General features: G+C 34.5%; 20 protein-coding genes and 1 pseudogene. 14 read left to right on the forward strand and 7 right to left on the reverse strand.

The features are described 5' to 3' along the window. The first annotated feature begins 72 nt into the window (after nt 1–72). Nucleotides 73–510 (forward strand): hypothetical protein, encoded by a 438-nt coding sequence (locus tag IIF7_RS18415; RefSeq protein WP_139801363.1) that lies wholly within the window; start codon nt 73–75, stop codon nt 508–510. Between the two features lie 91 nt (nt 511–601). Beyond that, the gene (locus tag IIF7_RS18420; RefSeq protein WP_176219000.1) at nt 602–916 is read left to right on the forward strand and encodes a DUF4138 domain-containing protein; all 315 of its coding nucleotides are present in this window, start codon (nt 602–604) and stop codon (nt 914–916) included. A gap of 291 nt (nt 917–1207) precedes the next feature. Here the strand turns inward: IIF7_RS18420 and IIF7_RS18425 are convergent, their stop codons facing one another. Then, nucleotides 1208–2233, reverse strand: coding sequence for a helix-turn-helix transcriptional regulator (locus tag IIF7_RS18425; RefSeq protein WP_084843156.1), 1026 nt, complete (start codon nt 2231–2233; stop codon nt 1208–1210). A gap of 185 nt (nt 2234–2418) precedes the next feature. Here IIF7_RS18425 and IIF7_RS18430 point away from each other — a divergent pair, with 185 nt between their 5' ends. The 7 genes from IIF7_RS18430 to IIF7_RS18460 all read left to right on the forward strand — a co-directional run bounded on the left by IIF7_RS18430 (nt 2419) and on the right by IIF7_RS18460 (nt 11564). Further along, on the forward strand, nt 2419–3897 hold the full coding sequence (locus tag IIF7_RS18430; protein ID WP_176219001.1) for a glycosyltransferase family 2 protein: 1479 nt from the start codon (nt 2419–2421) through the stop codon (nt 3895–3897). After that, nucleotides 3894–4943: a glycosyltransferase gene (locus IIF7_RS18435; RefSeq protein ID WP_084843158.1), complete on the forward strand. Its 1050-nt coding sequence runs from the start codon at nt 3894–3896 to the stop codon at nt 4941–4943. Before IIF7_RS18430 ends, IIF7_RS18435 begins: the two co-directional genes overlap by 4 nt. Nucleotides 4944–5080: 137 nt before the next feature. Beyond that, a complete protein-coding gene (locus IIF7_RS18440; protein WP_084843159.1) occupies nt 5081–6043 on the forward strand; it encodes a glycosyltransferase in 963 nt (320 codons plus the stop codon). After that, a complete protein-coding gene (locus IIF7_RS18445) occupies nt 6024–6863 on the forward strand; it encodes a glycosyltransferase family 2 protein (RefSeq protein WP_176219002.1) in 840 nt (279 codons plus the stop codon). The genes IIF7_RS18440 and IIF7_RS18445 overlap by 20 nt, the downstream gene beginning before the upstream one ends. A gap of 69 nt (nt 6864–6932) precedes the next feature. Beyond that, nucleotides 6933–7802, forward strand: coding sequence for an SDR family oxidoreductase (locus tag IIF7_RS18450; RefSeq protein WP_084843161.1), 870 nt, complete (start codon nt 6933–6935; stop codon nt 7800–7802). Nucleotides 7803–7810: 8 nt separating this feature from the next. Further along, complete coding sequence (locus tag IIF7_RS18455) at nt 7811–9247, forward strand: phytoene desaturase family protein (RefSeq protein WP_084843162.1); 1437 nt, start codon at nt 7811–7813, stop codon at nt 9245–9247. A 184-nt stretch (nt 9248–9431) separates the two neighbouring features. Next, nucleotides 9432–11564, forward strand: a complete 2133-nt coding sequence (locus tag IIF7_RS18460; RefSeq protein ID WP_386275338.1) for a catalase — start codon at nt 9432–9434, stop codon at nt 11562–11564. Nucleotides 11565–11647: 83 nt separating this feature from the next. Here IIF7_RS18460 and IIF7_RS18465 read toward each other — a convergent pair whose 3' ends face one another. Continuing rightward, on the reverse strand, nt 11648–12640 hold the full coding sequence (locus IIF7_RS18465; protein ID WP_084843163.1) for a potassium channel family protein: 993 nt from the start codon (nt 12638–12640) through the stop codon (nt 11648–11650). A gap of 272 nt (nt 12641–12912) precedes the next feature. Here IIF7_RS18465 and IIF7_RS18470 point away from each other — a divergent pair, with 272 nt between their 5' ends. Continuing rightward, nucleotides 12913–13599 (forward strand): site-2 protease family protein, encoded by a 687-nt coding sequence (locus IIF7_RS18470; RefSeq protein ID WP_084843164.1) that lies wholly within the window; start codon nt 12913–12915, stop codon nt 13597–13599. A gap of 74 nt (nt 13600–13673) precedes the next feature. Here the strand turns inward: IIF7_RS18470 and IIF7_RS18475 are convergent, their stop codons facing one another. From IIF7_RS18475 to gntA, 3 genes are all read right to left on the reverse strand, one after another. Further along, entirely contained in the window at nt 13674–14393 is a 720-nt protein-coding gene (locus IIF7_RS18475; protein WP_139801366.1) for a hypothetical protein, read from the reverse strand. A 354-nt stretch (nt 14394–14747) separates the two neighbouring features. Further along, complete coding sequence (locus IIF7_RS18485; protein ID WP_084843167.1) at nt 14748–15335, reverse strand: DUF1989 domain-containing protein; 588 nt, start codon at nt 15333–15335, stop codon at nt 14748–14750. 9 nt (nt 15336–15344) lie between these two features. After that, nucleotides 15345–16052 carry a guanitoxin biosynthesis heme-dependent pre-guanitoxin N-hydroxylase GntA gene (gene gntA, locus IIF7_RS18490; protein ID WP_084843168.1) on the reverse strand — a complete coding sequence of 236 codons (708 nt, stop codon included), beginning with the start codon at nt 16050–16052 and terminating at the stop codon, nt 15345–15347. A 290-nt stretch (nt 16053–16342) separates the two neighbouring features. On the opposite strand from gntA, the gene IIF7_RS18495 reads away from it, so the two are divergent. After that, the gene (locus tag IIF7_RS18495) at nt 16343–17212 is read left to right on the forward strand and encodes an SDR family oxidoreductase (RefSeq protein WP_084843169.1); all 870 of its coding nucleotides are present in this window, start codon (nt 16343–16345) and stop codon (nt 17210–17212) included. A gap of 3 nt (nt 17213–17215) precedes the next feature. On the opposite strand, the gene IIF7_RS18500 is transcribed toward IIF7_RS18495, so the two are convergent. After that, nucleotides 17216–17800, reverse strand: a complete 585-nt coding sequence (locus IIF7_RS18500; protein WP_084843170.1) for a hypothetical protein — start codon at nt 17798–17800, stop codon at nt 17216–17218. Nucleotides 17801–18100: 300 nt separating this feature from the next. Here IIF7_RS18500 and IIF7_RS18505 point away from each other — a divergent pair, with 300 nt between their 5' ends. The 3 genes from IIF7_RS18505 (at nt 18101) to IIF7_RS18515 (ending at nt 21988) form a co-directional block, all read left to right on the forward strand. Then, entirely contained in the window at nt 18101–20482 is a 2382-nt protein-coding gene (locus IIF7_RS18505; protein ID WP_084843171.1) for a phosphoketolase family protein, read from the forward strand. 206 nt (nt 20483–20688) lie between these two features. Further along, nucleotides 20689–21411, forward strand: a complete 723-nt coding sequence (locus IIF7_RS18510; protein ID WP_084843172.1) for a hypothetical protein — start codon at nt 20689–20691, stop codon at nt 21409–21411. A 328-nt stretch (nt 21412–21739) separates the two neighbouring features. Then, entirely contained in the window at nt 21740–21988 is a 249-nt protein-coding gene (locus tag IIF7_RS18515; protein WP_084843173.1) for a hypothetical protein, read from the forward strand. A 647-nt stretch (nt 21989–22635) separates the two neighbouring features. On the opposite strand, the pseudogene IIF7_RS18520 reads toward IIF7_RS18515, so the two are convergent. After that, nucleotides 22636–23788, reverse strand: a pseudogene (locus tag IIF7_RS18520) (IS3 family transposase). Between the last annotated feature and the right edge of the window lie 43 nt (nt 23789–23831).

The raw sequence follows: 23831 nt of genomic DNA on the forward strand, positions 1-23831 counted from the left end.
TCGCAATATTAAAGTCCACATTCTAGACCAATACCGTCTTTTTTTAAAACCTGAACCTCTTAACTAATACCTATGAAAACATTAAATAACCTTCGACTTATACCTATAAATTTCATGTATAGCTGCTGCCTCATTTGTTTTGTAATTACTGGTGGATATAGTCAGCGAGTTAGCGAGGATGTTAAATTGGATACGCTTTTTGCTAATGAACAAATGCAGGTCGCGCTATTCTTTCCTTTTTCTATAAAACAGGGGGTGACAGGTACCCCCAGAATGAGCTTTACATATAATAAAGAATATCCGCAGAAATTGGGATTATTAAAAGCACAGCCAGGAGAACCCAGTAATCTATTGGTGATTGATCAGAAAGATAATGTGTATTCCTTTATTCTAAAGTATCGAAAGGAATTGCCGGAGCTTAATTATACATTTACCAGAGAGAATGCCATTATTAAACTCAGTGATGAATCAAAGTCAAAAACTGATTCCATTTCATTAAAAAAAAATTAATAAAGCTGAGGACTCTCCCTATTCGAAATCCTTTGCTCAATATCTATTGAAAAGAAGCTTACCTGTTTTTCGGAAAAAAGGGAAACAAAAAATGTGGATAATTTTACATGAGGTTCAAATCTATCAAGATAGAGCTTACCTCTCTCTGGAGCTTCTTAATAAGTCAGCCATAAGTTTTATACCAGGAAAAATTAGTGTCTTTCTTGAAAGTAGGGATCAGGGGAAAAGACATTCTGGTCAGCGGCAGAAATTGGATATTTTAGGAATTCAGAATTTCCCTGCTAAATTAGGAACAGGAGAAAAGAAAAAACTTGTGATTGTCCTTCCTAAGTTTAGTGTTCCTAAAAAATGGAAGCTAAAAATACTTATTCAGGAAGAAAATGGACGAAGGTATTGTAGTATCTGAGCAGTAAAGACCAATGATCAGGGGGATATGTCGCAAAACTTTAGTAGGTAAAAAGTTTATGGAAACACCCTTTTGATCTATGATATTAACATAATATAACGCTTCCAGACTAAATTTTTACGATTCATTATCACTTCAATCTCTTATTTGTAATTATTTTCGCTGTGAAAATTGCTATGAAAAGAACTCCGGTATCTCAGGATTTTAGAAATTATAAGAGTTGAAGATAAAAAGGCTGTTAGATGTAGTTTTTTGAAATTATCTGGGAAATGGTTAAAAAAGGGAATAATATCATTTATTCCCTTTTTTATTTTTAAATCCCTGCATCACTTCTTTAGGGGATATTCCATAGCGTTCTTTAAAAGATTTGGCAAGATAACTGCGACTCCTTAAGCCAACTTTTTCCGTAATCGATATAACGGTATCTTCTCCTTTTAATAAAAGTTGCATAGCTTTTTTCAAACGGAGATCATGAATGTAACTATTGATACTTTTACCTTTAAACTTTTTGAATCCCTCCTGTAATTTATTAGCATTAACTCCACTTTCTTCTGCAATCCCTTTAATGTTTTTAAGCTCTTGAAGATTATTATGGATGTAGGTTGTAGCCCTTTGTACAGCTAGATATTCATTTCTCCCATGACGAAAAATCTCCGGTTGCTCCTGCATTTGGAAATTTAGCATCATCTGAGATAGAGCAGTAAGTGATTTTCCTCCCAGATAATTAATTCTGGGAAATCCAATTAGAGGATTTTCTAGAATTTCTTCCAAAATATTGTACACATTCACCCCATAGGTTCCCGGGATAAAGACTTCTTGTGAGGCGGAAGTATCGCCAAACAACTTTTGAAGACGAGGTTCTATAAGCTTAAAATCAAAAGCGCAATAATCTTTGTATTTTACACGATCAACCTCTAAATAACAAAATATAGTTTCTTCGTTTTCATCAAATAATAATTCTTGAATTTGGCCAAGTTTTGGAGCAATGGTATAATGTTCTAATGGCTTAATCTGATATTTAATACCTGAATCGAGTCCCGAATTAACAGAGCCTTTAAGCATATATAAAAAGCGAACTAAGCTCTGGTTCTGATGTGCCAATTCAATATTGATACGCTCCTTAAACTTAAGACTATAAATATATAGTCCTATACCATTAGGGAAATTAATACAACTAATAAAGCCATTACCATAATCTTTGGGAATAAAAATTTTATACTCGCCCAATTCTTCTTTATAACCGATTTTCATCTGGTCGGCTAATTTCGGGACGTAATCATTTACATTTTTTAGGTCTAATCGAAAGCTATTCATCATGCATTTGTTAAAAGCGCAACGAACTTAACATATATTTTACCCTCCAATGAAGCCTTTAGGCTTGAAAAAGATGGTTTTTGGTTAATAATATACTAAATATTGTTATAAAGTGCAACCCTTGATGTTTTGAGCACATTAGGTCACTTATGAATACTCAACTTCGTAGAAATGACCAGTCAAAAATTATGAATACAAAAACTATCCAATTATCGCTGCTTCTTTGTGCCATTTTAGGAACTATATACCTAAGCTTTATTTTCCCCGGTTGGATATATTACTTGATCATCCCATCCGCTATTTTAGTAAGCATTCATGTAATATATCAGATATTCCTAAAGCTTAAAAAATTAAATCAGCCCGCTAAAATAGTTCATCACAAAATGGACGCTTGCGAGCAGCCCATGGTATCTATTCATATACCGATAAGTAATGAGCCTCCAGAATTGGTGATCCGTAGTCTAAAGGCCTGTCTTTCTCAAAACTATCATAATTTTGAGGTCATCATTTTGGATAACAATACTCAGGATATTAACCTATGGAAACCAGTAGAAGATTTTTGCAGAAATCATGAAATTCTAAAGTACCATAGATATCCTAAACTTGAAGGTTTTAAAGCTGGAGCCTTAGATAAATGTATACATTTATCCGCACGTTCTTCGAAATACATTATGGTAATTGATGCTGATTACTGTTTAAAAACTTACGCCTTAAAAGAGGCTGTAAAAGAGGCTGAAATAAATAAATTAGATCTCCTACAATTTCCGCAGGCATACAGAAACATTAATTTTAGAAATGAATCTCTTGCCATGGAATACCAGCATTATTTTGATATTTATGCTGCGGCGGCTAATACCGATAAAGCAATGCTATCCACCGGAACTTTATGCCTTTTTCGTTTTGATAGTCTAAAAGAATTACCTGGATGGAAGAACTGCCAAACAATAACAGAGGATGCCGAAATTGGTCTTCAATTTATAAAGGCTGGAAAATATACTGCTTTTAGTCCAAAAATTCTTGGATATGGTTTAATGCCTCAAAACGCTATTGATGTTGGCAAGCAGCGTGCTCGATGGATTTTCGGGAATATGCATACGCTATTAAATAATAAATGGAATTTAGGCTCCAAAAGAGACTTGAACATTATTATGCAACTAACAGCCTGGCTAAACTTTTTAGTGCCCGTTTACCTGGCTCTATTAACACTATTGCTAGTGGGGTCCCAAATATATGATAAGAACGAGTTGAATCTTATTCTAATACTGGGTACAATTCCGTTTCTTATCAATATACTAGGTAAATCTATATTGTATGATAAGCATTCATTAAGTAGGTTGCAAATTCTCCGAACTTTAGCAATTCATATACATTTTAATTTCCGTTCATCCATAGTGTGGTTACCTTGTTTACTAGGAGGACGTAAACCTTTTTATAAAACACCGAAAGATAATAAGCAAAGAAGGAATTTTCAATTCTCGGATCTGATTTGCCTGCTTTTTTTCGGTATCGGAATTATGGCTTTTATGAATGATTTAATGCTTCCCGCTGCTATATATACCTTGCTAGGTAATGTTTATTTATTTAGTACTCTTTATACTTTGACCGCATTAAAATATTCCGAAACCTCTTCTAGGATAAATTTGAAATTACAAACTAGTAGCTTATGAAAATTGCAATTATTGCTCACCATAAATTTCCACTAAAGGAGCCTTATCAGGGAGGATTGGAAATGATAACTCATGCTTTAATAAAAGAATTAGTTCAAAATGGACATGAGGTGGATGTGTACGCTAAAGAAAATTCAGAATGTGAAGGGCTTCATACCCCACAACTTAATTCTATAATCGCAAGAAAGTTTTTTTCTAAGTCAGGTACCGAAGAGATTATGGAATGTATTGCGTACTCGAAAATGTTCTTGAAATTGGACCAAATGCAATACGATATCATTCATAATCACTCCTTACATTATCTTCCCATTATTCTGGGAAACCAATTAAAAACTCCATTTATAACTTCTCTCCATACACCTGCTTTCCCCGAAATACAAATTGCACTGGATTGTATTAGCAAAGACCAGAAAACGTATTTTACAAGTGTAAGTTCTTCTTTAAAAAATACGTATTTACAAAAACTTGGAGTGAACTCCGAAGTGATTTATAATGGAATCGCCACTGATAAATGGTCTTATGATTTGGAAAACACAAAAGACTATTTCTTTTGGTATGGCAGGATGTGTAAAGAAAAAGCTCCCGATATGGCAATTCATGTCGCTAAAAAAGCGAAAATTAAACTTCTTCTTGCAGGTCCCGGAGAACATTCTGATTACTTTCAGGAAAACATAAAACCTTATCTGGATAATGATGATATAAAATTTTTAGGGCATTTATCCCAATTGGAAATTAACGAATATCTGAAATATGCTCAAGCATTGTTATTTACTAGCATCTGGGAGGAGCCCTATGGACTAACGATAGCTGAAAGTCTGGCATGTGGTACGCCAGTGGTAAGCTGGGCTTTAGGTGCCGCCCCGGAATTATTAACTGCACAAACTGGTTTGCTAATCGATGAAATTGATATTGAGGCAATGGCTTCCATACTTCACGAAATTCAAACCTTAGATCGATGGGCATGCAGAGAAAGGGCTGAGCAATTTTGTGAAATAAGGACAATGGTCGAAGCCTATGAAAATTATTATAACACTATTTTAGCTTAATAAATATGATCGCCTACTACGCACATTCAGAAGGTTCTGGCCACGCAAGATATGCAAGTATACTCTATAATTTATTAGCCGGGAAGCTCAAGATATTTTCAAGCACTCCCTCTAATTTTTCACCTGAAATACGAATAATGAAACTCGCTAAGGAAGATCCCGATGGTACTGAGCTACCTATAGATTCTGTGGGATTTCCGGATTATCTTCACTACTCCCCAGTGGGTCAACATTCTATTCAAAGGAGAAGTCTACAATTATTAACGGGACTCGTAAATGGGCGTTGCAACCTATTTTTTATAGATGTTAGTGTAGAAGTCGCTGCACTGGCTAGAGCTTCTTCAATTCCATATGCTTATATCAAATTACCTGGCTTGAGAAATGATAATCCACACCTACAGGCACTCAAAGGTTCGATCTTTAATCTGGCCTATTACCCGGAAGCCTTTGAACATCCTTCTACTCCAAAATGGATGAAAGATAAAACACTCTATTTAGATTATTTCAGCAGGTTTAGCTTAGATCAGAACAATACGGGAAATACTCCGACAACAATCAGGAAAATACTTGTAATCCGAGGAAAAGGTGAGGCTTCAAAACTACTTAAGTCTTTACCTGATATCGGAAAGAGATTTGAAGGCTTAGAAATAAAAGCCCTAGGTGACTTTTCAGAACTTGAAACTTCGATCTCTGGTATTCATTTTTTAGGCTATCAATCCAAAGTGTCAGCGTTTATTAATGAAGCTGATCTCGTTATTTCTTCCGCCGGTTTAAATCTTACCTCAGAGATCCTGTATTCAAAGAAAATATTTTGCTGTATACCTGAAAAACGTCCTTTCCATGAGCAGGAACATACAGCTAGTGTCTTATACAACCACCGATTGGCTTACAACATTACCGATATTCTTCTACTGTCCAATGAAGAATTAATCCAAGATAGAGAAACCTATGACCATACGACTTCACTGAAAAAAATGCAACTATTTTTATCTTGGCTCGAAACCTCTGGTTTTGACACTAAAAAATTGGTAACATCCTTTAAAGTAATTAAAGAAAAATTCATAAAAATAGATAAAAATTTTGCTACCTCAATATCCTAGGTTTTCAGTAATTATTATTTGTGCGGCTAGAAGAAAGCATCTTTTTTGGACGCTAAGGGCTTGTTTAAAAAATAATAAACTACCTACAGAAATTATTGTTATCCATATGGATGATATGTATGAGTTCTATAGTCCATTAGCTCTAATAAAACAATTTAGAATTCCAAAAAAAGATGGAGAATTAAATTTGGCAGGAGCTCGAAACTTGGGAGCTAACAAGGCCACGACAAATCAACTTATATTTCTTGATGTCGATTGCATTCCAAATACTTACTGTTTCGAACGTATTTTAAATTCACTTAGCAGTAAAAATGTGGTTCAAGGAACTCCAAAATATTTGACCAAATCTGTTACAAACTTAAAATGTCTAAATCTGAAGTCTATCTATCATCCTTTAAAGCCCCCGGTCAAAACATCAATTCGTGAAAAGGACTACAATCAATTTTGGTCATTGATTTTTGGAATCAAGAGAAGTACTTTTTTAAAGCTTGGAGGCTTTCATGAAAACTATCAGGGATATGGTGCAGAAGATACTGATCTTGGACAAAAGTTTGAGATGCATACACTGAATTTGTACCGAGCTAATGCTATTGTTTATCATCAATACCATCAGGTTTATCGCCCTCCATTGAATCATTTTTTAGGAATTGTTCGTAATGCTCAAGTTTTCTATGACCGCTGGGGTTTTATGCCAATGATGAACTGGATTGAAAAATTTAAAGAAACTAAGCTAGTTGAAATTAATAATGGACAATTAAAAGTTCTCCGACTTCCTACTTCGAATGAGATTGAAGAAGCAAAATCCTGTAATGCATTTTAATAGGATAATTTCAAATCTAAATCCATTATAGAAAGAAGTGAATTATAAACTACAAATCCAATAAGTAATATGAAAAAAAAGGTATTGATCTTAGGTGCCTCAGGAGCATTGGGGCTAGAAATTCTTAAAGAAGCAAATAAGAAAAATTTTTCGATAAGAGCCTTAACTCACTCGGAGGAAGGCTACAATACTATAAAAGCTTTTACAAAGGATATCTGGTTTGGAGATGCCAGTAATGCGCCTACTCAACTCAGGGGTATAACTAATGGAGTCGATTACGTTATTTCTGCTATGGGTAAATCTGTTAGCTTATTTAATCCAACACCTAATTCATTCTATCAAAATAATTATAAGGCAAATTATCATGTATTACAGGATGCTATCGTTAATCAGGTTGATCATTTTTTTTATGTATCAATGAAAGGCGCCGATAAAGCATCAAAGTTTACTATACCAGAAACTCATAGAATGATGGAGCAGGAAATTAGAAAATCAAATTTAAAGTATAGTATTATAAGGCCTGTTGGTTTTTTCTCTGGATTGAATGATTTAATTATTATGGCGAAAAGACAAATCATACCTTTGGTAGGCGATGCACAGGCGAAGACAAATAGTATTCACCAGGTCGATCTTGCTCAATTTATTTTCGATGCTTTTTTGAATCTCCCTGATTGTATTGAAGTTGGAGGCCCTAAAGTTCACACACGGGAAGATATGGCTAAGATGATTCAGAAAAAGATAGGCGGAAAAATAATTAAATTCCCTGAGTCCATGGCTCATTTTGGCAGTCAATTTTCTAAATTGATTAGTAAAAAACAATTGGGACACAAGTTGGAATATTTTAGCTATATCATGAGTCATGATATGATTGGCGAAAAACATGGAGAAATTAGTTTTGAAACCTATTTGAATCAAATAAATACTGAAGACATCAAATAAGTATACCTATGGGGAAAGATAAGATTAAAGAAAAGTATGATGCAGTAATTGTGGGTAGTGGTGCTAATGGAATTTCTGCAGCAATTTATTTACAACAGAAGGGTCTAAAAACACTTATTCTGGAGAAAAATTCTGAACCTGGAGGAGCAACCAGAAGCGGACAGCTAACGCTACCGGGTTTTGTTCATGATATTGGTTCTGCAGTCTTACCCATGTCCTATAGTTCGCCTTTTTTTAAAACACTTCCTCTTGAAAAATATGGCTTGGAATGGATATTTCCTGAAATTGCTTTTGCGCAAACTTTAGAAGATGCTGAAGCGGTAGGTTGTTATCAGGATATTTCCAAAACAGCGGCTACTTTGGGAAAGGATAAAGAAGCTTATGAAGATTTAATGAATCCTTTGGTGTCCAATTGGACAAAAATTGACGAAGATATTTTATCGCCTTTTGGCATACCTTCACAACCTCTTCAGTTTTTAAAATTTGGGATTAAGGCTATTCTTCCGGCAAAGACCTTAATAAATCACTATTTTAAGGAAGATAAAGCGAAATCTTTATTTTATGGTGCAGCAGCACATTCAACTTTACCACTTACAAATTTGGCGTCGTCCTCCTTTGGATTGGTACTAAGTATTATGGCACATATTAACGGCTGGCCATTTCCTAAGCATGGAGCTTCAGCAATAATTAAATCATTACTAGCTTATTATAAAGATCTTGGCGGAACACTTTACTGTAATTATACGGTAAAAGATGCAAAGGATATTCCCAACTCAAAGATTCAATTAATGGATTTAACCCCAAGACAATTATTGAAAATTGAAGGCTTAAACTTAAGTAATACCTATCGAAAAAGACTTTCTAAATTTACTTACGGATCTGGTGTTTTTAAAATTGACTGGGCCTTAAACGATCCTATACCTTTTAATAGCGATATATGCAGGCGAGCTGGAACAGTTCATATTGGTTATGGAAGTGAAGAAATAGAGCATTCTGAAGCCTTATCTGCTAAGGGCGAAATTGCTAAAAACCCCTATATTCTACTTGTTCAACCCAGTATTTTCGACAGTAGCCGAGCACCAGAGGGAAAGCATACCGCCTGGGCCTATTGTCATGTGCCTAACGGAAGTACATTTGATTGTACTGAAATAATTGAAGATCAAATTGAAAAAGCCGCTCCAGGTTTTAAAAAAAGTATTCTTAAAAGAGCTACTATGAATACAAGGGAATTAGAGATTTTTAATCCAAATTTGGTTGGGGGAGATATTAATGGCGGAAAACAGGACATCACTCAACTATTTACTAGACCTGTAGCCAAAATATCTCCATATAAAACCTCCATCGATAATATTTATTTATGCTCGTCTTCTACACCACCTGGAGGCGGAGTGCATGGTATGGCTGGATTTAATGCCGCCAAACAAGCCTTTCAAGATCACTTTTAAATTAATATAGATTATTATTTCACTTCCAATTTATTTTTTCTGTTACTCAGTGGTTTCTCTTAAATAATGTTAAGGAAATACGATTCTTTTGTTAAACGATTGATAACGATGCAACTGTGGCAATAAAGCACATTTGAACCTCTTAAATTTGGTACCTTTTCAAAACCTAATCTATAACCAAAATATGATGAACGACGAAAAAAAAGAAACAGGAAAAACAAAAGATCTTAAGGCCAACACTAAAGATGCATCGGGCAAAACGATGACCACCAACCAGGGAGTCAAGGTGAACGATACCAATAATTCTTTGAAAGCCGGGGAGCGTGGATCATCATTATTAGAAGATTTTATTTTAAGAGAAAAAATTACACATTTTGACCATGAGCGAATTCCAGAACGTATCGTTCATGCCAGAGGAAGTGGTGCGCATGGTGTGTTTGAATTATACGAAAGCCTTGAGGCCTATACCAAAGCGGGTATATTTACCGATACTAATCGAAAAACGCCGGTCTTTGTTCGATTTTCAACAGTAGCCGGGAATAAAGGATCTGCCGATCTGGCCAGGGATGTTCGTGGTTTTGCAACAAAATTTTATACCGAAGAAGGTATTTTCGATTTGGTTGGGAATAATATGCCTATCTTCTTTATTCAGGATGCCATGAAATTTCCGGATTTAATTCATGCAGTAAAACCAGAACCGGATCGTGATATTCCACAGGCCGCCTCAGCACACGATACCTTTTATGATTTTGTGTCTCATACTACTGAAACACTACACAATCATATATGGGTGATGAGTGATCGTGCTATTCCCAGAAGTTTTAGAATGATGGAAGGTTTTGGAATTCACACCTTTCGATTAGTAAATGCCGAAGGAAAGTCACATTTCGTAAAATTTCACTGGAAGCCTTTATTAGGAACGCACTCTATTACCTGGGATGAAGCGGTAAAAATTCACGGTGCAGATACCGATTTTCATCGTAGAGATTTATGGGAAGCTATCGATGCCGGTCAATTTCCTGAATGGGAGTTAGGGCTACAAATTATTCCTGAAGAGGATGAGCACAAATTCGATTTTGATATTTTAGATCCTACCAAGCTTATTCCTGAAGAAATGGTTCCGGTACAGCGTGTTGGAAAGATGACATTAAATCGAAATCCTGATAATTTCTTTGCAGAAACAGAACAGGTGGCCTTTCATCCGGGACATGTGGTTCCAGGGATTGATTTTACCAATGATCCACTATTACAAGGAAGATTGTTTAGCTACACCGATACGCAACTCTCACGCTTAGGAAGTCCTAATTTTCATGAAATCCCTATCAACCGTCCTATAAATGAAACGCATAATAATCAACGAGATGCCCATATGCGAATGACGGTAGACAAAGGTAAAACTGCCTATTTCCCAAATTCTATTGGCGGCGGATGCCCTCACCTGGCAAAAATGGCTCAGGGAGGATTCACTTCTTACGAAGAACGCATTGATGCCAAAAAGATTAGAGGTAGAAGTACCAGTTTTAGTGATCATTATTCGCAACCGGCATTGTTTTATCGTAGTCTTACCGATTGGGAACAGCAACATGTGGCTGATGCCTATACATTTGAACTGGGAAAATGTTCTTATGATCATATTAAAAAGCGTATGCTTTATGTAATCAACCAGATTGATAAAGATCTGGCAACCAAGGTTGCTAATGGTTTGGGGATGCAGGTTCCTAAAGATATTGATCAACCCGTGAATCAAGCTATTGGAGCAGATGCAAACGTAGAAGATCATCAGCCAGGACCTAAAAAAGAATATCTTGATCGATCAAATGCATTAAGTTTAACGCATTTAAAATCAGATAGTATCGCCACCAGAAAAATTGCTTTTCTAGTGGGAGATGGCTTTGATGGAGAACAGGTGATGAAAATGAAAAAAGCATTAACTGAAGAAAATGCGATGGTACATTTAGTGGCTACCCATGGCGGAACGGTTAAATGTGATCATGATAAAGACCACGAGGTTGACGCCGCACTACTTACTACTGAGAGTGTTCTCTATGATGCGGTATATGTACCTGGAGGGAGTAAAAGTATTGAAGCATTACTAAACGCTCCAAAATCAATTAAGTTTATCAATGAAACCTTGAAGCATTGTAAAGCAGTAGCTGCCGAGCAGGGAGCCGCCGATCTATTGGATAAAACAGCGATTTCTATGTTTAAAGGTGATAAAGCCATCTTAATAGGAAAAGATCCTGATGCTTTTATAGCACAAATTGCAGCACATCGTAACTGGGTACGTCAACCAGAGGCAATGAAGATTCCTGTATAAAGTTTAGTTTTTTAGTGCAATAGTGTTAGAAGAAAAGGCCGTATCATTGATACGGCCTTTGTTTTGTAATATTATGCTGGTAATTATTCTTCTTTCTGAATGTCTTCCCATCGCCATCCATCGTTTTCAACAAGTTTTTGAAAGATCTTTCTTCCACGGTTTTCGAATGAAACTTCTTTATTAGCGTCGATAAAATTATGCGATACTAAAAGATTCGTTTTAATAGAAGAAATTAGATCATCTTTCTGTTTATCCGTACCAGTAATCTGAGTGATTACCTTAAAATAATTATCGAAGGCAACTTTTAAAGATCTAAGTTCACTTTCTTTTGGTTGATGTTCTTCTTTTACTAAATGTTCTAATATTACTAAGCATTCGTGAATTTTAGAAAGTTCTAAAATAATATTGTATGATCGATCACTATTATGGAAATAGTGTATTACGGGATAAGCTTTATGATTTTGTGTATGTTTAATTAGCGCTAAACTTAATTCTGAAGCATTAGCGGTTAAACCTTGATAATGTCTACCATCGTAGGAGTTAATGATCATTTCCTGTGGATTACCACCATATCCGCTTATTTGGACCGCTAATTTCTGCTGTTCGATAACTGCTTGTAAAAGCGGAACAAAATAGGTGACAGACATTGTTAGAAGAACAAGACCAGTAAAAGAAAAAATATTAGTGATTATACGCCAAAAATCTGTGCCTGGAATATATTCTCCACTTCCCAAAGTAGAAAGTGTATAGCCTGCAAAATATAATTTTTCGATTCCCTGTATCGGAGTTTTATCAGAACTGCTTATTATACTTTCTGGATCTGCAATTAAAATTAGAGAAAGACTTGTCCATAATAATGCTACCCAAAAAATAATTATCCCTGTTAAGATTAGATATCCAGTTTTACCTAGTAGTTTTGAATTTCCGTTTTTACCAGAAATTAGAAAACTTATTTTCCATAGCAGTTTAGAGAAGTTGTTGGTCAAAAAACCACCGCCTTCCATGGATAAGGTGGTTTTTAAAATATCGTTAACCGTGAAAATATATAATATGGCACCCAGGGCAAAAAATAGCATTCGTTCAAGTTTATTTTAAAGATAAAAGATTTGATATCTAGTTGAAATTTATTCAGGCGAAAAGCCATTCTTTTAAGTCTTATTTAGCAAATAAAGTGCAATACCATTCATCTTCTTTTAATTGAAATAATTTCTCGTCTAAGTTTTCATTTAATTCGAACCTTATATATCTTGTGGAAAAGCTAAAATTCTCGTTAACTGCTGACTTAAAAAGAGTTAATACGTAACCTTCCGCAGATCTGTAAGCTTAATTTTGTAAAAAATAATCGAGAATGATAGAATTTTGGGACATACCTAAATTATTTGTAGCCTTTTTTATAATACTTCCTGTGGTTTCCTTAGTACACGAAATTGGCCATCTTTTGATAGCCAAGATTCTGGGCGCAAAACAGGTGAAAATAATTATAGGCTCTGGTAAAATAATTTTTAATGCGCGGTTTTTCGAAATAAGAAAATATTATTTCTACTATGGTTATTGTTACTTCGAAAATATCGAAGACAAAAGTAGATGGAGAAATTTGTTGATTTATTCTGGTGGGATTATCGCAAATATTCTTTCTAGTTTTGTGTTGATTTATTTAGTTTCAAACCAGATCATTGTAGAAACAATTTTCACCTATCAATTCCTATATTTCTCTTTGTATTATGTGTTTTTCGCTTTATTGCCTATGAGTTATCCCGACGGGAATTACAGCGACGGTAAAATAATATATTATTTATTGAAGAGAAATCATCAATTACTGCAACAAAAGCAGTTTCAACTTTATTATAATCAGGAAGAAAAAACCTGGGTGCTATCTTCTGAAAATAAAGATAAGGCTGAATTTAAACATATCGATGACTATGATGAGGCATATCAGAAAGCTGTGAACCACGCAAGAGCCTCTAGACCCAGCAAGTTAGAAGTGATAAAGGAAAATACAAGTCATTTTGAAATTTTTCCTCGTAACCCAATTTGATAGCTATAAAAAATCCCTGTTATTAACTAATTTCAATAACAGGGATTTATGATTATTTATATTTTTCAAGCCCATTAACGAAGCAAAACTGTATTTTGAAACTTTCTAAGTTCAGCTATATTTTGCTTCAATTCGATATTAATAGATTCTAATTTTTGCCTCTTACTTTTTATTGCGCACTGTACTAGTTTAGCGCTTATGGCCTCCGCCAATTTGTTCTCAAGGTACATCGCTTTGTTTAAAACATAGTTTCTGCCTTTTTTCTGCAGGAAGTGTAAGCGATCGGCAAGTGCTTTTTCATCGGTTTTTCGATGTAATATGGATCTATTGAAGGTTTTATTCAGATCTTCAATGGTATATAGCGCCAGAGTTTTATGATTTTCGAATAGTCTTTTAAAAATCATTCTCTTTGAGGCTTTTTTTGCTTCTTCAAAAAACAAAATGTTTTCTTCGAGCTGATTATAGATCGAGTTTAAACTATTTACTTTTTCTGACGGTTCAATTTTTTTCAGAATTAAAAACTCAGGGTAGGGGAGTTTATAAAAATATTTGATACAAACTTTTCCATTTCCCGGAATAATTTCGGAAACAAAATCACCATTTTCTGAATTAAAACTACCTTCCTCAGTTAAATAAACTCTAGAGATTATTGCTTTTTTAAGATCATATAATTTTTTTGTTTCTTGTTCATTCAATTCGAATTTAGAATTTATCTTATGTAAGCAATCAGATATACTTATTTCCTGAGTGTTGCTTACTTTTTTACCGTTCTCATTTCTTTCTTTCATCATCATTCTGGTCTTTAAGTTTTAATAATTTGATTTCTATTCGTTATCCCATAAAATTTATTGATTTTATCAAAATACGCAGCTTTATTAACGCAAAACAAGATAGTTATAACAATCTGTTGTTTAGTTGGTTAAAGTATTATAACTTGGTGAAACCAAATCTAACCTACCATGAAATTAATTAATAGCTCTAAACAGAAGCTCTTAATAGCTTTTCTTATTTTAAGTTATGCTATTGCTATGGCTTCTACGATTCAAATCTTGCCAGGGGTACTAACAATTCCGTTTTTCGCTATTGGTTCTTTTTTGATTTTAATCTTATTTTTTCGATTTTTAATACGCCTTAGGTAACATTCTTAATTACGGGAGTTCCTTAAAGATTTCATATTGAATTTCTTTAAAACTACCGCCGTTGCTATCCTCTGCAGAGCAAGCTGTCAGACCTACGATCAAATCCATTTTAGCTTCAAAAAGCACGTAGTCTTCAGGAGTATTAAAAGGTGGATCTACGATTATTTTACCATTTTTTTCAAATTGAACATTCATAAAAATATTGAAGGCTGTTGGAATTTCATCCGGCTCGATATCGAATTTTGCTAAATTAGTATATAAATTTTCGAAACAGCTGGGGTGATAATCTTCCTTATTATACATAATTTTAAAGGTCTCGGGACTACAAGGCGCCAGTAAAAAGTCGTTACGCCCATTAGTGTCTTCGATGATCTTCATCATTTTGTTACTACGATTGCTCCAAAGAAAGTTGTCCTTGCTAATTAGGATGGACTCTTCAAAATCTAAGGTTTTTCCGCTTGATATTTTTTCTCTTTTATCGTTTTTATTAAATAGTACCATATCACTTACTTGCTGTCCTTTAGGGCCGCTTACTTTTAGATATTCCCCTTGTTTTAGGATAAAACCTACTCCAGATTGTTTTGAAATCGTCTGCATAATTAAATTTTAGTGTTTAAAAGGACATTCCCATTTTTCAGAAACCTTACGACCACTGTATTGACGAGCTTCACTATGAGCTCCAAAATCTTCAAGCATAGGATTAATGCTTCCTGATTTTTTCTTATCCCGTTTACGAATAGTGTTTCGAACACGTTCGAAGGTTCCCATGGTACGTAATTTTTCAAATTGCCAATGTAAATTAAAGGCCAGTGCAACATATGGACTTTGTCTTGCCTTACGGGAGCTATTAGGATGTAATCCTACAATATAAAAAGCTTTACCAGCAATACTAAAACTAAAATTTTTATCAGTAGGATTACTGGTTACACTAGGGTTCCAGTCATATTCATCAATGGTATTTAATTGATTGAGTTGCACCCATAACTGCTCCTCAAATTGAAGTTCATTGTATTTTAGACTTGTTGGAAAAACAGCTATGAAAGTTTCGAATTGATTAGAATTAAAATCATAATTTTCAATATAGGTCTTCAGATCTTTATAGAGCTGTTTACTTTGTTCAAGGTTTCCAAGGTTTTTATACACCTTTAAGCGAATATTATCCATGCTGAAAACCGTCTTAGCCATTATGCAAGGATGATCTTTGCTTACTATAAATTCCTGAAATGATTGATAAATTTGATCAATGTTCAGTGGATTTTCAGTATCTGGATAAATGGGATCTTGCAGGTCGGATTTGTGGTTGGTTGTTATCATTTTTGATTTCTTTTTATTCTAAATTAGGGCGAAGAAGTGCCGCTAGAAAATGTATTAAGAACAGTTTAAATACTCTTTATATGCGGTTTAACACATATGTTGCATTATTATTCATAGTGATAGTAATAGCATTCATAAATGCTAATTTTACTTCATAATTATTCTAATTTAACAATTGACTTTAATGGAATCTTTAGAAATCAGCAATATTCTTTTAAATATATGTCAATTTTGAAGTTTTTAACCTTAGCCTGATTATTCCTGTTTTAACTTAGAGTAAAAATTTAATTATGAAAGATCCAAGAACAAAATATCCACAACCACCTTTCGAGACTCCTTTACAAAATGAGCCTGGTGATGAATATCAAATGAATCCACTTCCTGATTACGGCGAGGATACTTATAGAGCAAACAATAAACTAAAAGATAAAGTGGCTATCATCACAGGAGGAGATTCAGGTATTGGTCGAGCTGTTACCTACGCTTTTGCTCTCGAAGGAGCTAAGGTGGTTATTTCTTATTTAAATGAACATCAAGATGCCGAAGAAACTGCAAAAGTAATCAAAAGTAAAAATGGGGAAGTGCTTTTAATTGATGGCGATATTCAGGAAGAAAAACATTGTATTCATATTATAGAGAAAACTCTGGATACTTATGGCCAGATAGATGTAATCGTAAATAATGCAGCCTTTCAGATGTCAAGAACCAGCCTGCAGGAAATATCAGCAGAGGAATGGGATAAGACGTTTAGAACTAATATCCATGCTCCTTTTTACCTTTGTAAAGCAGCAGAACCACATTTAAAGCCAGGAAGTAATATTATCAATACAACTTCCGTAAATGCTTATAGCCCTAGTGATAATTTGGTTCCCTATGCAGCAACCAAAGGAGCCATTAAAAACTTTACCGCAAGTATGGCACAGCTATGGGCGGATAAGGGAATACGAGTGAATGCTGTAGCCCCTGGACCAATATGGACACCACTCATTCCGGCAACTATGCCTGAAGAAAAGGTTAAAAACTTTGGTAAGCAAACACCTCTGGAGCGCCCAGGACAACCTGCAGAGTTAGCTCCGGCATATGTTATGCTGGCTTCAGAAGATAGTAGCTACACTTCGGGAGCAACAATTGAGATTACCGGCGGTCGTTATACCCTATAAGATTTAAAAAGGGCTTTTATCAAGACATTCCTTAAAACATTGGAAGATATGTTGTAAAATGGACTGATCCTCTAACTCAAAAGGTGATTTTTTTAATGGCATACCGGGTTGATAATAGCACCAACCTACGACAGAATGTGATGATAATTTTTCTAGATCCATTTCATTGAAATTTAATTCGCATTGGTAATAACTAATATTGTATTTATCCTTTCTTTTTGGAGTATTCTCGATGAGAAAGGAAAGCCCGGTATTGTCTTTAAAGAACAACGAGAACATATCTCCATTCTTTATTTCTATATGATCGGTAAAAAAACGTAGTAATAATTGATTATGTCCTTGTCGCGATCGTATTCCTAACCCGAAATGCTTACCTGCAAGCTCATCATAAAACCAGTAGGTCTGATCCATATACCCCACTGTTTTTAGAAATTCAATTTGATCATATTCTTTCAGAGATTCAATATATATCTGAGTATCATTGTTAAAGTGATAGATTAGATCTGTATCTATGATTTCTTTACGCTCCAGTACCGGACTGTTTACTTTTGTAAATCTCCATAGGTTCTTTAAAAACGGAAAATTCATAAATAGTGGCTAGATTAGATAGATTAATTTTTATTTAACTATTAATTAATTTCACTTTCATAAACTAAAGTTAATCAAAAATATTTTTAGTTTTTATTTAATAAAAAATTATAAATTCATAGAAAAGTCGGCATAATACTTAGAAAAAAAATGAATAACTGTTTTAATAACAGTTAGCGTCTTACCTATGGGAGATATCGTCTTTTTCTTTATTTTACTAAATTTTACTAATGACTTTTAATGATATGTTTTTAGAACATTTTTCCCTTCTTAAATTTATTTCCAATTCCAACTCCAACTATGATTCTTTCTAATATTACACCTAATACTTCCGATATTAATTCCCAAACAATACAACTTATGCATGGCTACTGGCGCGCAGCTAATTATCTCTCAGTCGGACAGATTTATTTGCGAAATAACCCATTGCTTAAACGACCTTTAGCTAAAAAAGATATCAAACTTATGAGACTGGGACACTGGGGAACAACTCCTGGTCAGAATTTTATATATACCCATCTCAACCGAATCATTAAAAAATACGAATTAGATATGGTATACGTTTCCGGTCCAGGTCATGGCGGACCGGCTTTAGTTGGTAATACTTACTTAGAGGGCAGCTATTCCGAAATTTACCCAGAAATCACCCAGGATGAAAAGGGATTAAAGAAACTCTTTAAGCAATTTTCATTTCCTGGAGGTATTCCCAGCCATGTTTCTCCAGAATGCCCGGGATCCTTTCATGAAGGAGGTGAATTAGGCTATTCACTTGCGCATAGCTTTGGTGCAGTTTTAGACAACCCCAATTTGATTGCTACTTGTGTCGTTGGTGACGGTGAGGCGGAAACTGGTGCTTTGGCCACCTCTTGGCATTCCAATAAATTTATAAATCCGGAAACCGACGGAGTAGTTTTACCAATACTCCATCTAAATGGTTATAAAATAGCCAACCCAGCGCTTCTTGCAAGAATTCCCCAAGAAGAACTCATAAAACTTATGGAAGGTTACGGTTGGAAACCCTATATCGTCGCAGGTGATGAGCCCTTGAAAGTACATGAAGACATGGCATTTGCTTTGGAAAATGCGATCGTAGATATTCAAGAGATAAAAGCAAAAGCAACTCAAACTGATTCCAAACGTCCTGTCTGGCCCATGATAATTTTAAAAACACCAAAAGGTTGGACTGGTCCAAAATATATTGATGATAAGCCTGTAGAAAATCATTTTCGCTCCCACCAAGTACCAATATCTGATCCAATTAATAACGAAGACCATTTTCAACAGCTGGAGAAATGGTTGCGAAGTTATCAAGTAGATCAGCTCTTTGATGATGAAGGCACTCTTAAAAAAGAGTACCAGCAATTAGCACCAAAGGCATGCAACCGGATGGGAATGAATCCTCATACTAATGGGGGACTTTTATTAAAAGACCTAAAGCTCCCTAGTGTAAAGGATTTCGCTGTTAAAGTTAATTCTCATGGTGATATTGGTCCAGGAGATACTCGAAGTGCTGGTGCATTCCTAAAAGAAGTTATGAAAATCAATTCAGATGAGAAAAACTTTAGACTCTTTGGCCCAGATGAAATTTTATCTAATAGACTTAATGAGGTCTTCGAAACTACCAATCGGCAATGGAATGCACAAACCAAAAACACAGATGAATTTTTGGCCCCGGAAGGACGGGCCATGGAAATATTAAGCGAGCACCTATGTGAAGGCTGGCTTGAAGGCTATTTGCTTACCGGAAGACACGGACTTTTCACCTCATATGAAGCTTTTATACATATTATTGATTCCATGTTTAATCAACATGCAAAATGGTTGAAAGTAACAAAAGAATTACCATGGCGTCGTCGATTAGCATCATTGAATATATTGTTATCTTCACATGTCTGGAGACAGGATCACAATGGTTTTACGCATCAAGACCCTGGTTTTATAGACCACGTGATCAATAAAAAAGCTTCAATTATTCGTGTATATCTTCCGCCTGATGCTAATTGTCTTTTACTAATATTGAAACATTGTTTAGAAAGTAAACATTATGTCAATGTCATGGTTGCGGGAAAACACCCTTCACCACAATGGCTATCTATGGATCAAGCCGAATTACATTGCAAAAAAGGTATTGGTATTTGGGAATGGGCTAGTAATGATCAGCAAGATAGTACAGATCTGGTAATGGCTTGCGCCGGTGATATACCAACGCTAGAAACATTGGCCGCAGTATCTATTCTTCGCAAAGAAATTCAGGAAATTAAGATTCGTGTCATAAATGTAGTCGACCTTATGAAATTGCAATCGACCAATGAGCATCCACATGGTTTATCCGATTCCGATTTTGATGCACTATTTACCAAAGATAAACCGGTTATATTCGCTTTCCATGCTTATCCCTGGTTAATTCACAGACTTACTTATAAACGTAACAACCATTTGAACTTTCATGTACGAGGATATCAGGAAGAAGGAACTATTACTACTCCGTTTGATATGACAGTTCTTAATAAACTGGATCGATTTCATCTGGTTCAGGACGTCCTTAATTTTATTCCAAAATCGGGATCTCAATATGATTATCTTAAAGAAAAGATGAAGGATATGTTAATTAAGCATCGTAACTACATTGAGGAACATGGGATTGATCTTCCGGAAGTAAAAGAATGGAAATGGAATTTATAGCTTTAAAACATTAAAAAACCTTTACTTATTTAATTCTTTTTGATAAACGCTATTATGAAAACCCTAACTAAACGTCGAACTTAAAAATTTTTTGTATTTAACTTAACAAATGTTTACCTAATTATTTACAGAAATTTATAATTCATTGCTGTTTTTATTTTTTTGGATATAAGTAATTTTACAAAGACCAAAAAATGAAGATGACAATGAAGACCATATCAAAAACTCAAAAAAATTCCGGAAATTTTAGTATAACTTCTGTAATAGAAAGACTTGAAAAAAAATATCATCTTACTACTGATGAAAAGCAAAAAATTTTTAAACTTAAAGATTGTTTAATCTCCGGTATAGCTGAATGTTCAGAAGGAGGTTTTAACAAAGATGGAAAATTCATTTCTGAATCAAATTCTAACCTAGGTCAAATACGCATAAGTTATTTCTGTTTTGAAGATAGAAAACAAAAATTTTTAATTCTAGGAGGATATCATTCTTCAACTGAAATCGAATCTGATAAAGTATTACGTTGGAGGTCTAAAGAGATCTACAGAAGGCTTGTCCAAACCAGCTTCCTTTATGAAAAGATTGCTAATGAAAGTAAAAAGTTATTTTACCGTAATAGTTTTAGAACTTTTGCTAGCATACATCGCCAGACAAGTCGAACCCTGATAAATCTTTATCAAATTGAAAAACAATTCCCCTCATATGAACATTTAGTACTTCAATTTAGAAAATTTCAACTGTCAAACACATCAGCTTTTCTAGAGCATTGTCTTAGTCAGGAAAAAAAGTTTTCTGCTGATTTAGAAACTTTGGCAAGCTTAAGCGTTACCTCTGATAAGAGTGATTCTATAAATGAACAAATTCTCATAAGAAAAAAAGACATTTTAGATCCATTAGAAAATTTAGTAAATAATCCTCTTGTATGTTAATTGATGTAATCAGGTTCAACCGGTTTGAGTTACTGATTAAACCTGGTTACACTTTTTTCTAAGAACTCTTTATAGGAGAATTCACGCAGATAACAGATATAATAATACTAATTTTGTTTTTTTCAAGAGCTATCAATGTTCCGGAAAATTGATAACAGCATTTAGTTAAACAGAACACTTATCAACCTTTATTTAATATTACTATAAAATGGATTATAAGTCTATGATTCAAATTTAATCGAATTCCTCCTTTACCTCGGGATCAAAAAATGACAATCATAAAATCAATAATTTAAATAATTTAAATAAATCTAGTGAAAACATTGCTATGAAAAGAGACAAGAACAAAAAAATGGATGATGAACAGTATGTCATTCTACGTAAAAACGGATTCAATAACCAAAAAGCTAAGATAATATCACAAAATAAAGAATACTCCAAGGAATCTAATATTAAATCCTATTCTGACGAAGGGCTTAAGATTAATGCAAGAAACCTAGGAATCACTAATTATGATAAGTTGGATAGAGACAGTCTGATAAGCGCCATCTTGGAAAGAAGTAATATCAATTCTTGATGATTTATCAAGCATATGAATATTTATATCTCGATCACTGCCCGTACATTCCTCTTTTTATCAACTTAAGAATCAATTGCTGAAAAACGCAATTTAATTACGATTAATTTAATTTAAATTGCTTTAATTTACATTATATTAATATTTTAACATTATATTGGGGTTTAAACGCTTGTAATTAGATATCTTTAAAAGTGTATAGGTCCGCAAATTAGTAACCTATAAGTTAGTTTGGTCGACAGCCTCCATAGGTAGCTATCCTATGGATGCTTTTTCCTATTTTGTTCCACCAATGATTGGATGAATAGGTTTTATTTTCTGCATACAAGAATTAATACTAGATAGATTATTAACTCTATGACACAAGCTTCAAATTTATTCTAATACTCCAAAAATAACTCTTCTGTTTAATCACATCCATTATTGAATAAACATTCTAAAAAATCTTTCGATCGATTTAGTTTAAATTCAAAAATAATTTCACAAACCTCTGACATATAATCCCATAATCACTTTATACCTTTAAATGAACATTCAATAAAAATGAAGAAGACTTATGAGTGATCTCCAGAAACAAGAAGAAATAAAAGATATTAAACCTAATGAGTGTATCAGAAGAATTCAGTCAAAGTTCCTGTAAGCTTCCCCTAATTAGAACTGCCTGATTGTCTAAAATTACTGTTTTTCATAGTTCTGGCGGTACCGCCAGAACTAAGAAATTCTGCATAGGCTACAGGTGCCATTTTTCCTAAGGCATCATGTGGCCGGACGTTATTATAATCTTCCATCCAAGTTTGGGTTTGTTCCCTGACTTGGTTTAGATCTTCAAAGATATACTTATTGAGCACTCCTCTTCGGTAACTTCCATTAAAGCTTTCAATAAATGCATTTTGTGTCGGCTTTCCGGGTTGGATATACTGAAAAATGATGCCTTGCATCTGACTCCACTCCGAGGCGATCTTAGCTACAAATTCAGGACCATTATCCATCCTTATTTTTTGAGGTTTTCCCCTGCGATTAATTAAATGGTTTAATACCCAAATGACACGCTTGCTGGGCAATGAAAAATCAATTTCTATATGTAATGCTTCCCGGTTATAATCATCAATAACTGTTAGGCCGCGGAAGCGTCTTTTATTCTCTAAAACATCAGTAACAAAATCAATACTCCAACTACCATTGAGAGCCAATGGAACTTCCAAAGGTTCTTTGACTCTGGCCGGTAATCGCTTTTTTACCTTTCTTCTTAAACTTAAACCAAGTTTTTTATAGACCCGGTACACCCGTTTATGGTTCCAAGGCTTACCTTCATGGCGTAATCGTTCATAAGCCATCCAAAAGCCCTCTTCCGAGTGTTCTTCAGCCTTTTGTTGTAAAGCTGTTTCGATCGCAGTATCGTTCTTCGGCAAAGGACTGTAGCAATAAACACTCTTACTCATATTCAAAACACGGCATGCCCTACTAATACCGTAATGAATAAGTTCTTTTGTGATAGCTCGTTTACGGCAGGGCTTTAAAGCTTTCCTGCCTGCCGGCAGGCAGGTTTTCAATAATCTCTTTGGCCATCTGATGATCCAGCGATAAATTGGCATACATCTGCTTGAGCCTTCGATTTTCTTCCTCAAGGTCTTTTAAACGCTTGAGTTCTTTACCGTTCATACCGCCATAGCGTTCCCGCCACTTGTAAAAAGCAGCTGTGCTGATTTTGTACTCCCGGCTGATCTCAGCGGCCGTTTTGCCATTATCAAATTCCTTTAAAATCTTGGCGATTTGTTGTGGTGAATATTTACTCTTCTTCATAATTACTGTTTAAAATTAAGCAAAATATTATACTTTTAAACAG

It is taken from the genome of Zunongwangia atlantica 22II14-10F7 (genome assembly GCF_002094855.1).
Classification (GTDB): Bacteria; Bacteroidota; Bacteroidia; order Flavobacteriales; family Flavobacteriaceae; genus Zunongwangia; species Zunongwangia atlantica.

What these genes read in the sequence shown, in the direction of transcription:
- IIF7_RS18415 (WP_139801363.1), top strand. Translation starts at nt 73, where the DNA reads ATGAAAACATTAAATAACCTTCGACTTATACCTATAAATTTCATGTAT.
- IIF7_RS18440 (WP_084843159.1), top strand. Translation starts at nt 5,081, where the DNA reads ATGAAACTCGCTAAGGAAGATCCCGATGGTACTGAGCTACCTATAGAT.
- IIF7_RS18485 (WP_084843167.1), bottom strand. Translation starts at nt 15,335, where the DNA reads ATGCAGACGATTTCAAAACAATCTGGAGTAGGTTTTATCCTAAAACAA.
- IIF7_RS18435 (WP_084843158.1), top strand. Translation starts at nt 3,894, where the DNA reads ATGAAAATTGCAATTATTGCTCACCATAAATTTCCACTAAAGGAGCCT.
- IIF7_RS18515 (WP_084843173.1), top strand. Translation starts at nt 21,740, where the DNA reads ATGAAAAGAGACAAGAACAAAAAAATGGATGATGAACAGTATGTCATT.
- IIF7_RS18495 (WP_084843169.1), top strand. Translation starts at nt 16,343, where the DNA reads ATGAAAGATCCAAGAACAAAATATCCACAACCACCTTTCGAGACTCCT.
- IIF7_RS18460 (WP_386275338.1), top strand. Translation starts at nt 9,432, where the DNA reads ATGATGAACGACGAAAAAAAAGAAACAGGAAAAACAAAAGATCTTAAG.
- IIF7_RS18500 (WP_084843170.1), bottom strand. Translation starts at nt 17,800, where the DNA reads ATGAATTTTCCGTTTTTAAAGAACCTATGGAGATTTACAAAAGTAAAC.
- IIF7_RS18505 (WP_084843171.1), top strand. Translation starts at nt 18,101, where the DNA reads ATGATTCTTTCTAATATTACACCTAATACTTCCGATATTAATTCCCAA.
- IIF7_RS18465 (WP_084843163.1), bottom strand. Translation starts at nt 12,640, where the DNA reads ATGCTATTTTTTGCCCTGGGTGCCATATTATATATTTTCACGGTTAAC.
- IIF7_RS18425 (WP_084843156.1), bottom strand. Translation starts at nt 2,233, where the DNA reads ATGATGAATAGCTTTCGATTAGACCTAAAAAATGTAAATGATTACGTC.
- IIF7_RS18430 (WP_176219001.1), top strand. Translation starts at nt 2,419, where the DNA reads ATGAATACAAAAACTATCCAATTATCGCTGCTTCTTTGTGCCATTTTA.
- IIF7_RS18420 (WP_176219000.1), top strand. Translation starts at nt 602, where the DNA reads ATGTGGATAATTTTACATGAGGTTCAAATCTATCAAGATAGAGCTTAC.
- IIF7_RS18470 (WP_084843164.1), top strand. Translation starts at nt 12,913, where the DNA reads ATGATAGAATTTTGGGACATACCTAAATTATTTGTAGCCTTTTTTATA.
- gntA (WP_084843168.1), bottom strand. Translation starts at nt 16,052, where the DNA reads ATGATAACAACCAACCACAAATCCGACCTGCAAGATCCCATTTATCCA.
- IIF7_RS18450 (WP_084843161.1), top strand. Translation starts at nt 6,933, where the DNA reads ATGAAAAAAAAGGTATTGATCTTAGGTGCCTCAGGAGCATTGGGGCTA.
- IIF7_RS18475 (WP_139801366.1), bottom strand. Translation starts at nt 14,393, where the DNA reads ATGATGATGAAAGAAAGAAATGAGAACGGTAAAAAAGTAAGCAACACT.
- IIF7_RS18510 (WP_084843172.1), top strand. Translation starts at nt 20,689, where the DNA reads ATGAAGACCATATCAAAAACTCAAAAAAATTCCGGAAATTTTAGTATA.
- IIF7_RS18455 (WP_084843162.1), top strand. Translation starts at nt 7,811, where the DNA reads ATGGGGAAAGATAAGATTAAAGAAAAGTATGATGCAGTAATTGTGGGT.